Raw genomic sequence first — 13,720 nt, forward strand, 5'->3', positions numbered from 1 at the left:
GGTAGGCGGGGTCGCCCTTTCCCCCATCCGCGAGATGGCACAAAGTGCTCTTCCCAGCCCTCAAAACCTACACTTTCTGCCATTTCGGCGGGGGCGGGGGCGTCGCAGGGGGTTGGGTGTGCGGGAGGGAGCGGGAGGGACGGTGCGGCGGTAGCCGCCGTCGTCCAGTCCCGCCAGCCGCTCAAATATATTGCCCGACGCCGGATCGCCGTGCCGCAGTTTGGAGACCCCCGCTGCCAGGAAGTACAGCGGAAGAAACGCCAGCCCCAGTCCCGCGTACTGGCTGCTGTGCCGGGCCTCGTGCCGCAGCAGGGGACTGGAACCCGGGCCGCCGGTGCCGGGCCGAAACAACGGGGCCGCCCGGGAGCGGTACAAAACTACGTTGCCCACGGTGAAGGCAGCGGCCTTCGGCAGCGTCCAGGACCAGCCTTCGGCCAGCACCAGCCCGTCGGGGCCGCGACAGATTCGGCAGCGTCCGGCCCGGGCTAGGGCAAGCCCGGCCGGCGTGGTCAGGTTGACGACGTTCAGCAGCCGGCGCAGCCGAACGAACGCCGACGGTGCGGGCAACGGTGGGGCTGATATCCGAGCGGTTGACGGTGTAACTGACCGTGCAGCTGACCATGCAGCTGACCATGCGGTTGCCCGTGCAGCCGACCGTGCACCGGAAAAAACGGATGGTTGGCGGATGTTCACGCTGCCAGTGTAGGAGCCCAGCCGGAGCCCGTCACCGGCGGACACCGCCTCCGTCATCCCGGTGCTGCCATGTCCGGGTCGCATGCCGGGTTGGTTAGACTGGAAGCTACGGGCATTTTCCCTCGTTTTTTCACGACCAACGCCCATCAAAACGTCCATCAACAGGGCCGGAAATAGGTAAAGAACTGTACATGTCGAACTCCATACCGGGGACGCACTCCCCAGACACCGCCCCCGAGCCGCCCAACCCGCTGGATGAAGCGGCAGTCTCTGCCGCCGTCGACTCCGCGCTCGCCGCCATCGCCGCCGCAGTGGATCTGGACGCCCTCAAGGACGTCCGCATCGCCGTCGCCGGCGACAAGTCGCCGCTGAGCCTGGCCAACCGCACCATCGGCTCCCTTCCCAAGGACCAGAAGTCTGCCGCCGGCAAGCTTGTCGGGCCGGCACGCGGACGCATCAATGCCGCGCTCGCCGCCCGCACCGTCGAGCTGGAAGCCGAGCGCGACGCACGGATCCTGGTCGAAGAGGCCGTTGACGTCACCGCCGCTCCGCGCCGCCGCCGCATGGGCGGACGCCATCCGCTCTCCACCCTGCAGGACCGGGTCAGCGACATCTTCGTGGGGATGGGCTGGGAGATCGCCGAAGGCCCCGAGGTTGAATCCGAGTGGTTCAACTTCGACGCGCTGAACTTCAAGCCGGACCACCCGGCCCGTGAAATGCAGGACACGTTCTTTGTCGAGCCGCCCGAGGCCCACCTGGTGATGCGCACGCACACCTCGCCGGTCCAGGTGCGCTCCATGCTTGAACGGGACCTGCCGATCTACGTGCTCTGCCCGGGCAAGGTCTTCCGCACCGATGAGCTGGACGCCACGCACACCCCGGTGTTCCACCAGTTCGAGGGCCTGGCCATCGACAAGGGTCTGACCATGGCCGACCTGGTCGGCACCCTGGAACACTTCACCCGCGTGCTGTTCGGCGACGAGGCCAAGGTTCGGCTGCGCCCGAACTACTTCCCGTTCACCGAGCCCAGCGCCGAGCTGGACATCTGGCATCCGGGCGCCAAGGGCGGCCCGCGCTGGATCGAGTGGGGCGGCTGCGGCATGGTCAATCCGAACGTGCTCCGCGCGGCCGGCATTGACCCCGAGGTCTATTCAGGTTTTGCCTTCGGCATGGGTATTGAGCGCGCACTGATGTTCCGCAACGAAGTGGGGGACATGCGCGACATGATCGAGGGCGATGTACGTTTCAGCGAACACTTCGGGATGGAGATCTAAGTGAGAATCCCACTTTCCTGGCTGCGCGAGTATGCCCAGGTTCCGGCGGAAGCAACCGCCGAAGACGTCATGGCGGAACTGGTCCGGGTAGGGCTGGAGGAGGAGGACGTCCACCGTCCCACCGACGAGCTCTCGGGCCCCGTTGTTGTCGGCCAGGTGCTCTCCATGGAGCCCGAGCCGCAGAAGAACGGCAAGACCATCAACTGGTGCACCGTCCGCGTGGTGCCCGAGGGCGCCGAGCAGACACTCACCGGCGACGGCATCGATCCCTCCGGCGTGCAGGGCATCGTCTGCGGTGCGCATAACTTCACGGTCGGGGACAAGGTGGTTGTCACCCTGCCCGGCGCCGTGCTGCCCGGAGACTTCCGGATCAGCCCGCGCAAGACCTACGGCCACGTCTCCGCCGGCATGATTGCCTCGGTCCGCGAACTGGGCATCGGAGAAGACCACGACGGCATCCTGGTCCTCTCCCGCCTGGGCCTGGATCCGGAGATCGGCACCGACGCCCTGGACCTGCTCGGCCTGTACGACGAAGCAGCGGAAATCAACGTCACGCCGGACCGCGGCTACGTGTTCTCCATCCGCGGCGCTGCCCGCGAGTACGCCCACGCCACCGGAACAAAGTTCACCGACCCGGCCGCCGCCGTCGTCGTCCCCGCTGCTGACGGCAACGGTTACGGCGTGCGCCTAGAAGACGGCGCGCCGATCTACGGCAAGGCCGGCTGCGACCGCTTTGTGGCCCGCACCGTCCGCGGCGTGGACCCCACCCGCCCGACTCCGCCGTGGATGGCCTCCCGGCTGCGCCTGGCCGGAATGCGCTCGATCTCCCTGATCGTGGACATCTCCAACTACGTGATGCTCGAACTGGGCCAGCCGCTGCACTTCTACGACCTGGACAAGCTGTCCGGCGACATTGTGGTGCGCCGTGCGGCTGAAGGGGAAACCCTGAAGACCCTGGACGAGAAGGTCCGCACCCTCGATCCCGAGGACCTGCTCATCACCGACGACTCCGGCGTGATCGGCATTGCCGGCGTCATGGGCGGTGCCACAACCGAGGTCTCGGACACGACCAGCAACATCCTGATCGAGGCCGCGCACTTCGAGGAAGTCAGCATCGGCCGCTCCCGCCGCCGGCACCGCCTGCCCTCCGAAGCGTCCAAGCGCTTCGAGCGCGGCGTGGACTGGAACGTCGCCGACGTCGCCGCCCAGCGCGCCGTCGATCTGCTGACCGAGCTGGCCGGCGGCACCGCCGATCCCTCGGTGACCGACGTCGGCACCAAGCCCGAAGCCAAGGCCATCGAGCTGCCCGCGGACTTCGCGTCCAAGCTGATCGGCTACGACTTCAGCGAGACCCAGATCACCGGCACCCTCACCGATCTGGGTGCCGAAGTGGCCAGGACGGCTGCCGGCTACTCTGTGACGCCGCCGAGCTGGCGCCCGGACCTGGAGACGCGTGAGGACCTCACCGAGGAAATCATCCGCCTGGTCGGCTACGAGCACATTCCGTCCACCCTGCCCACGGCTCCTCCCGGCCGCGGCCTGACCCGGATCCAGCAGCAGCGCCGCCGCCTGCAGCAGGCGCTCGCCGCCGCCGGCCTGACCGAGGTGCTGTCCTATCCGTTCGTCACCCAGGACGACAACAACACCTTCGGAACGCCCGACGCCGGCACCTCGCCTGCTGCGGTCAAGCTGGCTAACCCGCTCAGCGCCGAGTTCGGCTACCTGCGCACCTCGGTGCTGCCGGGCCTGTTTGAGGTGGCCAAGCGGAACCTCTCGCGCGGCTTCCGCGACCTGGCGCTGTTCGAAGCCGGATCGGTCTTCCTGCCCGGTGAGCAGCTGGGCACCGCAACGATTCCGCCGCTGGGCGTCCGTCCCTCCGAGGAAGTCCTCGATGCCCTGTACGAGGGAGTTCCGGACCAGCCGCTGCATGTAGGCGTGCTGTTCACCGGCCACGAGTCGCAGCCGGGCGCCGGCCATGCGCCGCGCGCCTGGGACTGGGCCGACGCCGTCGACACCGCCCGCCTGATGGGCGACGTGCTCGGCGTGGAACTGGTGGTCAGCCAGGGCGAGCACCAGGCCTTCCATCCCGGACGCACCGCCAAGCTCTCGCTGCGCAGCGGCGAAACCGTGGGCTACGCCGGCGAACTGCACCCCAAGCTGCTCGCAGCCCGGGACATGCCGGCCCGCAGCGTGGCTCTGGAACTCGACGTCGACGCACTGTTCGACGCCGCGCCCGAAGTTATCGTGGCCCGGGAGATTTCCTCGTTCCCGGCCACCACGCAGGACGTTGCCCTGGTAGTGGAGGCGGGCATTCCCGCGGAAACGGTCCTGGAGACCCTGCGCGAAGGCGCCGGGGAACTGCTGGAAGACATTTCGCTGTTTGATGTGTACTCCGGCAAGGGCATCGAAGACGGCCACAAGTCCTTGGCCTTCGCCCTGCGTTTCCGGGCTCCGGACCGGACCCTGACGGCCGATGAGGCCTCAGAGTCCCGGGCCGCCGCCGTCGCGCTGGCCGCGGAACGGTTTGGTGCCGTCCAGCGCTAACCGCTGCAAACCAGGGGGTTTTCCCCGGAAGGGCTCTGTTGGATGACCTCCAGCAGAGCCCTTTTCCATGTGTTGGCCCGTTAATCGGGCTGTCCGGGAGCTCGGCTGCCCCGGAAGGAGAATTGCTCTTTCTGCCGGACGGTCTTTGTCACGGCCAGCTAACGGCCGCCCTTGGCAATGTAGTCCGGCCCGTCGTAGTGCAGGTTCAGCGTGCTGATAACACCGTCACCGAAAGTGAAGAACTCCGCAAAGCGAACCGTCCCGCCGGGCATATCGGCGTCGTACAGCACCGCGGATCCCGCATTGTCATGGACATCGCTTATAAAATCGATGCCCCGCACAGTCCCTATGAAGCCGGTGACTCCCTGCAGGAAATGCTCCGTGGCGTCAGGGAGGTGGCCTGCCAGGGACCCGGTGAAATCGAGTCGGCCTGACAAAAGTCCGCGGAGGTCCCTGCCGTCGCCGAACGCCTCCGGACCGGCGGTCAGGACCCGGTAATACTCCTGCAGCACAGGCGGGGCAGAAGGCGAGAGATTACCTGTCATGGTTACTCCTTTGGTTCCGGGGGGACTGCCGGCAGGTCTGCAGTGAACGACACTTCCGCCGCCGCATGCCCCGAATGATAATCCGCAGCAGGGGCAATGGGTAGACGACGGCGCCTAGTTCCTGCTGGCCCCGGTGCTGCCGCCAGGACCGCCGTTTCTGGCCCGCCGCTTTGGGCGCCGGACACACCTCCTACACTGACCCCGGCTGTTTTGCCGTGGTGCACGCCGCCCTGCAAAGCGTTCCGAAGGTGGTTCTGCTGCTGCCGTCAGAGGACCGAGAAGCTGCGCTGGTTGAACTGAGGCAACGGTCGCTGGCTTCGAAGGGGACCGAATGGATCAGCTCCGGTCACGATTTCCTTGCTGAATGGCTGGACGATGCAGGTATGCGATCCCTCGCGACCGAAACCGTCATTACGGCCGGCAGTCACCCGGATGAAACAGCCGCGCAGGTCGCAGTCGGGTGCGCACCGGGCGCCCAGGACTCACCCCGCCGGTCAACCGGCTATTCAACAGGCCTCCCTGACGGCCCCGAGGTCCAGGGGTTTTAGCAGTGAGGACAGCCCCTGTTGATTGGACTCAGCGCAGAAGTGTTTCATAGTCCACATCGAAAATGCCCGCCTCAACGGTGAGGTCCAAGGCACCGCTGAGCTGCCACTGCCAGCTGGCACCGGGGGACGGCAACCACCGGGGGTCAGCCGGATCCGCCGATACTTCCCGGTCGGCGGCGTCACCTGACGCGGCTTCCGTGGACCTTCGGTCCCCGGACGTCGGTGAGTTGCCGGCGGGTGCGCAGCCCGCCAAGGCCAAGATGAGAAGGGCTCCGCCGACCAGCCGGCCAGCCCCGCAGCCTCACCGATGCACCGAGGCATCCAATAGAGCTGTTCCCGGCGGAACATTCATTCACGAGTACCGACTACGTGCCCGGGTACTCGCGAATGGCGGAACGTGCCAGAATCGGGGCCATGCCGCTGTCATCCCTCGCGACCGAAGACGATTCCCTCACGATTTCCTGGTTGCTCGCTGTCCCCGCCCAAACGGTGTGGGCGGGGTTCCGCGACCCGGCGCTGCTCTCCCAATGGCTGGGCCGGCCCCTTGTATGTGACGCTAAAACGGGCGGCATGATTGTCGTCGACCATGGCGGGGGCTGCCTGTCGCGAAGCGTCGTCACCGAGGCGGACGAACCGCGCCGGTTGGCCATGACGTGGGACTTCCCCGACGAACCCGACTCGCAGATTGCGCTCGGGCTGCACCCGGCGGAGTCCGGCACCCGGATGGAGCTCGTGCACAACGGGCTGGGCAGCCTGGTGGATTCCTACGGTCCCGGCTGGGTCACGCATTTGACCTACTTGGAGGCTGCCGTGGGCGGGACCCCGCTTCCCTGGTCGCAGTTTTGGCCGCTGCACACCAGCTTCGAGATGTTGTACGGAGCAGCGGATGCTACGGCAGCAGCAGCACCTTCCCGGTAGTCTTCCGGCCTTCCAAGGCAGTCTGCGCCGCAGCGGCCTCGGCCAGCGGATAGGTCGCGCCGATGCGCACGTCCAGTGTGCCGTCACGAACCATTTCAAAGAGCTCATGGGCGCGCCATTGCCGCTCCTCAGCGGTCAGCAGGTAGTCGTCCAGCGTGGGACGGGTCAGGTAGAGAGATCCCGACGAGTTCAGCCGCTGGATGTCGAACGGCGGAACCTGGCCCGAGGCGCCGCCGAACAGCACCAGCATGCCCCGCTTGCGCAGGCTGCCCAGGGAGCCGTCGAAGGTTGCCTTGCCGACGCCGTCGTACACCACGTCCACGCCCCTGCCGTCGGTCAGCTGCCGGACCGCCTCGGCGAATCCGTCGTAGCCCAGGGCGTAGTCGGCGCCGGCGGAGCGCGCCAGCTCACGCTTCTCATCGCTGGAGGCAGTGGTGATGACGGTGGCGCCCTTGGCCTTGAGCAGCTGGATCAGCAGCAGGCCGACGCCGCCGGCACCGGCGTGGGTCAGGACCGTCTGGCCCTCCTCCACGGGAAAGGTGGAGTTGCAGAGGTAGTGGGCGGTCATGCCCTGCATGGGGAGCGCCGCGGCAATCTCGTCGCTGACGCCGTCGGGTATGGGCAGCGCCTTGTCCGCCTCCATGATGGTGTACTCCGAATACGTGCCGCCACCCTCAGCCGTGGCAACCCGCGCACCCTCCCGGAACGCTGCCACATCGCGCCCGGAAGCGACCACGGTTCCGGCCGCCTCGGCACCGGGAATGAAGGGATGCGCCATGGGATAGATGCCGCTGCGCTTGTAGGTGTCGATGAAATTCACGCCCACCGCCCCGACACGGACCAGCAGTTCCTTCGGACCGGGCTGGGGCAGGTCGACGTCTTCAAAGCGCAGGATTTCGGGCCCGCCGGGTGCGGGGACCACAATAGCTTTATGCATGGAATGTCTCTTCTGTTGCAGGCATCGGTGTCGCTGCCATCGTAGGGCAGCGCGCGGACCGGCGCACCGCCCTGTTCCCTCCTTCCGTGCTGCGGCCGGCGAAAAAGGGTCCGCGTCATCTATGCATAATTATGTAGGCCCATGCATAAATCTACTGTAGGGTGAAGCCATGACGATTTCAGTTGCTGTCTCAGGAGCCTCCGGGTACGCCGGGGGTGAGGTGCTGCGCCTGCTGGCCGGGCATCCCTCCGTGACCATCGGTGCCATTACCGCGCACAGCAACGCCGGTTCCCGGCTCGGGGAATTGCAGCCACATCTGCACGCGCTCGCCGACAGGGTCCTGCAGGACACCACAGTGGAGAACCTGGCCGGGCATGACGTCGTCTTCCTCGCCCTGCCGCACGGCGCCAGCGCCGCCATCGCTGAGCAGCTGGATCCCTCCGTTCTGGTGATCGACGCCGGCGCCGACCACCGGCTCGAAGACCCGCTGGCCTGGGAAAAGTTCTACGGCTCGCCGCACGCCGGCTCCTGGCCCTACGGCCTGCCCGAACTGCCCGGCCACCGCGACCGGCTCAAGGGCGCCACCCGCATTGCCGTCCCCGGCTGCTATCCCACCTCCTCGCTGCTCGCCCTGACGCCCGGCTTCGCGGCCGGCCTGCTGGAGCCCGACGACGTCGTCATCGTCGCTGCCTCCGGAACCTCCGGCGCGGGCAAGGCAGCCAAGCCGCACCTGCTGGGCTCGGAAGTGATGGGCGGCATGAGCCCCTACGGTGTCGGCGGGGGACACCGCCACACGCCGGAAATCGAACAGGGCCTCTCGGCCGCGGCCGGCGAAACTGTCGCCGTGTCCTTTACCCCCACGCTGGCGCCGATGGCCCGGGGCATCCTGACCACGGCCACCGCGAAGGTGCGCCCCGGCGTCACCGCCGAGCAGCTGCGCGCCGCCTGGGCTGACGCCTACCGGAACGAACACTTCGTCCGGCTGCTCCCCGAGGGGCAGTGGCCGGCCACCAAGATGGTGGTGGGGTCCAACTACGCTGCCCTGCAGCTGGCCTACGACGCCCACGCCAACCGCGTCATCGTCACCTGCGTGATCGACAACCTGAACAAAGGCACCGCCGGCGGCGCGGTGCAGTCCATGAACATTGCCCTCGGCCTTGAAGAAACCGCCGGACTGACAACGCAGGGAGTTGCCCCGTAATGAGCACCACCGAAAACAGCACGGCAACTGCCGCCGACCAGACAGCAGCCACCGGCATCACCGCTCCGGCCGGCTTCCGCGCCGCCGGCATCACCGCCGGGTTGAAGGCCTCCGGCGGCCGCGACATGGCGCTGGTCGTCAACGACGGGCCCTCCAAGGCCGCAGCCGCCGTCTTCACCCGCAACCGGGTGGCCGCCGCACCCGTGCACTGGTCCCGGCAGGTGGTCTCGGACGGCCGTGCCGACGCCGTGATCCTGAACTCCGGCGGCGCCAACGCCTGCACCGGACCGCAGGGCTTCCAGAACACCCATGCCACCGCCGAGAAAACCGCCGAGGTCCTGGGCCTGTCCGCCGCCGACGTCGTGGTCTGCTCCACCGGACTCATCGGCGAGCAGCTGCCGATGGAGAAGATCCTTCCCGGCGTGCAGGCGGCAGCGCAGGCGCTGGCGGCCGACGGCGGTGCGGCGGCCGCCGAGGCCATCATGACCACCGACACGGTGGCCAAGCAGTCCGTCTTCACCGGCAACGGCTACAGCATCGGCGGCATGGCCAAGGGCGCCGGCATGCTCGCTCCCGGGCTGGCCACCATGCTCGTGGTGCTGACCACGGACGCGCAGCTGCCGGCCGCCGGGCTGGATGCCGCCCTGCGGGCCGCCACCGCCGTCACCTTTGACCGCACGGACTCGGACGGCTGCATGTCCACCAATGACACCGTGCTGCTGATGGCCTCGGGCGCCTCCGGCACCGCTCCGCAGCCCGACGAGTTCACCGCAGGCCTCACCGAGGTCTGCCATTCGCTGGCGCAGCAGCTGATCACCGATGCCGAGGGGGCAAGCCACGACATCGCCGTCACCACGGTGAACGCCGCCACCGTGGCCGACGCCGAGACGGCCTCCCGCGCCGTCAGCCGTTCCAACCTCTTCAAGACCGCCATCTTTGGCAACGACCCCAACTGGGGACGGGTCCTGGCCGCCGTGGGCACCACCGACGCCGCCTTCGAGCCGGACCAGCTCAACGTCACCATCAACGGCGTCCAGGTCTGCCGCAACGGAGGCATCGGGGATTCCCGCGACCTGGTGGATCTGCGCGGGCGCAAAGTTACAGTGGAAATCGACCTGAATGCCGGCACGCACAGCGCCACCATCTGGACCAACGACCTGACCATGGACTATGTCCACGAAAATTCGGCCTACAGCAGCTGATCGGGGACATCATGAGTACACCCACGCAAGCCAACGAACAGCTGGCCGCCCAGGACAAGGCCGCCACGCTCATCGAAGCGCTGCCCTGGATCCAGCGGTTCGCCGGCAGCATCATGGTGATCAAGTACGGCGGCAACGCCATGGTCAACGATGAGCTGCGCCGCGCGTTCGCGGAGGACATCGTCTTCCTGCACCACGTCGGTGTGCACCCCGTGGTCGTGCACGGCGGCGGGCCGCAGATCAGCGCGCTGCTCGACCGTTTGGGCATCAAGTCCGAATTCAAGGGCGGGCTGCGCGTCACCACGCCCGAAGCCATGGACGCCGTCCGGATGGTCCTCACCGGCCAGGTGGGCCGCGAACTGGTGGGCATGATCAACGCCCACGGGCCCTACGCCGTCGGCCTTTCCGGTGAAGACGGCGGACTGCTGCAGGCCGTGCGCATCGGTACCGTCATTGACGGTGAAGACGTGGACCTCGGGCTCGTCGGGGAAGTCACCGGCGTCAATCCCGGCGCCATCGTCGACCTGATCGAGGCCGGCCGCATTCCCGTCATCTCCACAGTGGCTCCGGAAGTCGACGACGACGGCGGCCTGACCAGCCAGGTGCTCAACGTCAACGCCGACACCGCGGCAGCCGCACTGGCCGTCGCCCTGGGCGCCTCGCGGCTGGTGGTGCTCACCGACGTCGAGGGCCTGTACGCGGACTGGTCGGACAAGTCCTCGCTGATTTCATCACTCACCGCCGGGGAGCTGCGCGCGATGCTGCCCACGCTGGAAGCCGGCATGATCCCCAAGATGGGTGCCTGCCTGGCCGCGGTCGACGGCGGCGTGGACCGTGCCGCCGTCGTGGACGGGCGGATGGCGCACTCCATGCTGCTGGAGGTCTTCACCACCGCCGGCATCGGCACCCAGGTAGTTCCGGAGGAGCAGGCATGAGCAACGCCATGAGCAAGCAGACCGAGGCCCAGCCGGCCGCGGAGCCAGCCGCAGCCGCACCGGCCGTGGAGCCCGCCGCAGCCGCACCGGATGACGCACTGGTGAGCCTGACCGGAACCTCGGAGGACTGGCTGCGCCGCTACGGCTCCTCGCTGATGGGTGTCTTCGGCACGCCGCAGCGGGTCCTGGTCCGGGGCAACGGCTGCACGGTGTGGGACGCCGACGGCAAGGCCTACCTGGACCTGCTCGGCGGCATCGCCGTCAACGCCCTGGGCCACGCGCATCCGTTCCTGACCTCGGTGATCACCAGCCAGCTGGCCACGCTGGGCCATGTCTCCAACTTCTTCACCAGCCCTCCGCAGGTGGCGCTGGCGGAGAAGCTGCTGCAGCTGGCCGGGGCGCCGGAGGGATCGAAGGTCTTTTTCGCCAATTCCGGCACCGAAGCCAACGAAGCAGCGATCAAACTGGCGCGCCGCAACACCGGCGCCGCGGGCCCGGACGGCACCGTGCAGCGGACCCGCATCATTGCCCTCGACGGCGCCTTCCACGGCCGCACCCTCGGCGCGCTGGCGCTGACGGCGAAGAAGGCCTACCGGGAACCCTTTGAACCGCTGCCCGGGGGAGTGGAGCACATCCCGTTCGGGGACATCGAGGCGCTCCGCACGGCAGTCGACGACACCGTTGCCGCGGTCTTCATCGAACCGATCCAGGGTGAAGCCGGCGTCCGCCCGCTGCCCGCCGGCTACCTGCAGGCCGCGCGGGAGATCACCGCTGCCGCCGGCGCGCTGCTGATCGTGGACGAGGTCCAGACCGGCATCGGCCGCACCGGAAAGTGGTTCGCCTCCGAGGGCGTGCTGCCCGATGCGATGACCCTGGCCAAGGGCCTGGGCGGCGGCTTCCCCGTCGGCGCGCTGATCACCTTCGGCGGAACGGCGTCGTCGCTGCTCTCCGCCGGCCAGCACGGCACCACGTTCGGCGGGAATCCGGTCGCGACCGCCGCCTCGCTGGCCACGCTGCACGTCATCGAGTCCACCGGGCTGCTCGGTCAAGTCCAGGCCACGGGATTCCACCTGCGCGCCGCCCTGGCCGCGGTTCCGGGCGTCACCGAGGTCCGCGGCGAAGGTCTGCTCATCGGGTTCGACCTGGCTGCCGGTCCCGGCGAGAACATTGCCCCCGCGGCGGTGACCGCCGCGCTCGAGGCCGGATTCATCATCAACGCCACGGGACCGCACACCCTGCGCCTGGCGCCGCCGCTGATCCTGACCCGCGACCAGGCCGACGATTTTGTGCAAGCACTGCCCGGGATCCTGGCCGCCGCCCGGGCCGCCGAAGAAACCGCCCGCGCCGCCGACCAGACAGCCCGGGCCACCGGAAAGACAGAAGGACAATCATGACCCGCCATTTCCTAGTCGACACCGACCTCACCCAGGCCGAGCAGACCGAAGTTCTGGATCTTGCCGACGCGCTGAAGCAGGACCGCTACAAGTATCAGCCGTTCGCCGGCGCCGCCGCCGGCCGCAAGACCGTTGCCGTCATCTTCGACAAGACGTCCACCCGCACCCGGGTGTCCTTCGCCGCCGGAGTGGCCGATCTCGGCGGCGTGCCGCTGATCATCGGAGCGGGCGACTCCCAGCTCGGCCACAAGGAAAGCGTTGCCGACACCACGAAGGTGCTCGAGCGGATGGTCTCCACCATCGTCTGGCGCACCTACGCCCAGTCCGGGCTGGAAGAAATGGCCGCGAATTCCGGGGTTCCCGTGATCAACGCGCTCTCCGACGACTATCACCCGTGCCAGCTGCTGGCGGACCTGATGACCATCCGCGAGCACAAGGGCACCCTCGCCGGCCTGACCCTGACCTATCTGGGAGACTGCGCCAACAACATGGCCAACTCCTATCTGCTGGCCGGCGTCACGGCCGGCATGCACGTTCGGGTAGCCGGTCCCGTGGGCTACCTGCCCGATCCCCTGATTGTCGACGCCGCTGCCGTCCGTGCCGAGGAAACCGGCGGGTCGGTGATGATCACCACCGATGCGGCCGAGGCGCTGGCGGGAGCCGACGTCGTCGCCACCGACACCTGGGTCTCCATGGGCCAGGAAGATGAGAAGGCCGCCCGCTCCGAGCTGTTCCGCAGCTACGCCGTGGACGCCGCAGCGATGGCGCAGGCGGCGGATGACGCCGTCGTGCTCCACTGCCTGCCGGCCTACCGCGGGTACGAAATTGCCGCCGAGGTCATCGACGGCCCGCAGTCAGTGGTCTGGGACGAGGCCGAAAACCGGCTGCACGCGCAGAAGGCGCTGATGGTGTGGCTGATGGCCCGCTCGGGCCTGACCGGGGTTCCGGAGGGCGCAGTATGAGCATGCCTGCCACCAAAACCGCCCGCCAGGCGCGCATCCGTGCCCTGCTGACGGGACTGTCGGTCCGCTCACAGGCCGAACTCGCCGCCCTGCTGGCCGACGACGGCGTCCAGGTCACCCAGGCCACGCTCTCCCGCGACCTGGTGGAGCTGGGCGCGGTGCGCATGCGAGGCAAGGAGGGAGTGCTGGTGTACGCAGTGCCCTCCGAAGGCGGCGAGCGCGCGCCGAAATCGGGAGTCACGCAGGAGGTTCTGGACGCCCGGCTGGCCCGGCTCTGCGGGGAACTGCTGGTCACGGCCGAGGCCTCGGGAAACATCGTGGTGCTGCGGACGCCTCCGGGCGCTGCAAACTTCCTGGCCCTGGCCATCGACCACTCGGTGCTGCCGTCCATCCTGGGCACCATCGCCGGGGATGACACCGTGCTGATGGTCACCCGCGAGCCCAACGGCGGCGCCGACGTCGCAGCGCGCTTCCTGCGCATCGCCGACGAGGCCACTGCCAATGGCCAGGCCCCGGACAGCCGCATTCTCTAGCTGTACCCCTAAAACTTTCCACCTACCTTCATCA

The 13,720-nt window shown here is 68.1% G+C and carries 12 protein-coding genes; 9 read left to right on the top strand and 3 right to left on the bottom strand.

Features of this window, described 5'->3' with window-relative positions:
- Positions 1 to 60: 60 nt before the first annotated feature.
- A complete protein-coding gene (locus QNN99_RS15370) occupies positions 61 to 567 on the bottom strand; it encodes a hypothetical protein (RefSeq protein WP_229967687.1) in 507 nt (168 codons plus the stop codon).
- Positions 568 to 884: 317 nt separating this feature from the next.
- Here QNN99_RS15370 and pheS point away from each other — a divergent pair, with 317 nt between their 5' ends.
- Positions 885 to 1,967, top strand: a complete 1,083-nt coding sequence (pheS, locus tag QNN99_RS15375) for a phenylalanine--tRNA ligase subunit alpha (RefSeq protein ID WP_229967689.1) — start codon at positions 885 to 887, stop codon at positions 1,965 to 1,967.
- Entirely contained in the window at positions 1,968 to 4,511 is a 2,544-nt protein-coding gene (gene pheT / locus QNN99_RS15380; protein WP_229967691.1) for a phenylalanine--tRNA ligase subunit beta, read from the top strand.
- A 158-nt stretch (positions 4,512 to 4,669) separates the two neighbouring features.
- Here pheT and QNN99_RS15385 read toward each other — a convergent pair whose 3' ends face one another.
- Positions 4,670 to 5,056, bottom strand: coding sequence for a hypothetical protein (locus QNN99_RS15385; RefSeq protein WP_229967693.1), 387 nt, complete (start codon positions 5,054 to 5,056; stop codon positions 4,670 to 4,672).
- A 962-nt stretch (positions 5,057 to 6,018) separates the two neighbouring features.
- On the opposite strand from QNN99_RS15385, the gene QNN99_RS15390 reads away from it, so the two are divergent.
- Positions 6,019 to 6,522 (top strand): SRPBCC domain-containing protein, encoded by a 504-nt coding sequence (locus QNN99_RS15390; protein WP_229967695.1) that lies wholly within the window; start codon positions 6,019 to 6,021, stop codon positions 6,520 to 6,522.
- On the opposite strand, the gene QNN99_RS15395 is transcribed toward QNN99_RS15390, so the two are convergent.
- Positions 6,494 to 7,459 carry a quinone oxidoreductase family protein gene (locus QNN99_RS15395; RefSeq protein WP_229967697.1) on the bottom strand — a complete coding sequence of 322 codons (966 nt, stop codon included), beginning with the start codon at positions 7,457 to 7,459 and terminating at the stop codon, positions 6,494 to 6,496. The genes QNN99_RS15390 and QNN99_RS15395 overlap by 29 nt on opposite strands.
- 169 nt (positions 7,460 to 7,628) lie before the next feature.
- Between QNN99_RS15395 and argC the strand changes: the two genes are divergently transcribed.
- Genes argC through QNN99_RS15425 form a run of 6 tightly spaced genes read left to right on the top strand, consistent with a single transcriptional unit; the run spans position 7,629 to position 13,686 of the window.
- Positions 7,629 to 8,660, top strand: a complete 1,032-nt coding sequence (gene argC / locus QNN99_RS15400) for an N-acetyl-gamma-glutamyl-phosphate reductase (protein ID WP_229967699.1) — start codon at positions 7,629 to 7,631, stop codon at positions 8,658 to 8,660.
- Entirely contained in the window at positions 8,660 to 9,862 is a 1,203-nt protein-coding gene (gene argJ / locus QNN99_RS15405; RefSeq protein ID WP_229967701.1) for a bifunctional glutamate N-acetyltransferase/amino-acid acetyltransferase ArgJ, read from the top strand. The genes argC and argJ overlap by 1 nt, the downstream gene beginning before the upstream one ends.
- 11 nt (positions 9,863 to 9,873) lie before the next feature.
- Entirely contained in the window at positions 9,874 to 10,797 is a 924-nt protein-coding gene (gene argB / locus QNN99_RS15410) for an acetylglutamate kinase (RefSeq protein WP_229967703.1), read from the top strand.
- The gene (locus QNN99_RS15415) at positions 10,794 to 12,191 is read left to right on the top strand and encodes an acetylornithine transaminase (RefSeq protein ID WP_229967705.1); all 1,398 of its coding nucleotides are present in this window, start codon (positions 10,794 to 10,796) and stop codon (positions 12,189 to 12,191) included. Before argB ends, QNN99_RS15415 begins: the two co-directional genes overlap by 4 nt.
- Complete coding sequence (gene argF, locus QNN99_RS15420; RefSeq protein ID WP_229967707.1) at positions 12,188 to 13,153, top strand: ornithine carbamoyltransferase; 966 nt, start codon at positions 12,188 to 12,190, stop codon at positions 13,151 to 13,153. The genes QNN99_RS15415 and argF overlap by 4 nt, the downstream gene beginning before the upstream one ends.
- On the top strand, positions 13,150 to 13,686 hold the full coding sequence (locus QNN99_RS15425; protein ID WP_229967709.1) for an arginine repressor: 537 nt from the start codon (positions 13,150 to 13,152) through the stop codon (positions 13,684 to 13,686). Before argF ends, QNN99_RS15425 begins: the two co-directional genes overlap by 4 nt.
- The last annotated feature ends 34 nt before the right edge of the window (positions 13,687 to 13,720 follow it).

The organism is Arthrobacter sp. zg.Y820 (assembly GCF_030125555.1).
Classification (GTDB): Bacteria; Actinomycetota; Actinomycetes; order Actinomycetales; family Micrococcaceae; genus Arthrobacter_B.

What these genes read in the sequence shown, in the direction of transcription:
- pheS (WP_229967689.1), top strand. Translation starts at nt 885, where the DNA reads ATGTCGAACTCCATACCGGGGACGCACTCCCCAGACACCGCCCCCGAG.
- QNN99_RS15385 (WP_229967693.1), bottom strand. Translation starts at nt 5,056, where the DNA reads ATGACAGGTAATCTCTCGCCTTCTGCCCCGCCTGTGCTGCAGGAGTAT.
- QNN99_RS15390 (WP_229967695.1), top strand. Translation starts at nt 6,019, where the DNA reads ATGCCGCTGTCATCCCTCGCGACCGAAGACGATTCCCTCACGATTTCC.
- QNN99_RS15395 (WP_229967697.1), bottom strand. Translation starts at nt 7,459, where the DNA reads ATGCATAAAGCTATTGTGGTCCCCGCACCCGGCGGGCCCGAAATCCTG.
- argC (WP_229967699.1), top strand. Translation starts at nt 7,629, where the DNA reads ATGACGATTTCAGTTGCTGTCTCAGGAGCCTCCGGGTACGCCGGGGGT.
- argJ (WP_229967701.1), top strand. Translation starts at nt 8,660, where the DNA reads ATGAGCACCACCGAAAACAGCACGGCAACTGCCGCCGACCAGACAGCA.
- argB (WP_229967703.1), top strand. Translation starts at nt 9,874, where the DNA reads ATGAGTACACCCACGCAAGCCAACGAACAGCTGGCCGCCCAGGACAAG.
- QNN99_RS15415 (WP_229967705.1), top strand. Translation starts at nt 10,794, where the DNA reads ATGAGCAACGCCATGAGCAAGCAGACCGAGGCCCAGCCGGCCGCGGAG.
- argF (WP_229967707.1), top strand. Translation starts at nt 12,188, where the DNA reads ATGACCCGCCATTTCCTAGTCGACACCGACCTCACCCAGGCCGAGCAG.
- QNN99_RS15425 (WP_229967709.1), top strand. Translation starts at nt 13,150, where the DNA reads ATGAGCATGCCTGCCACCAAAACCGCCCGCCAGGCGCGCATCCGTGCC.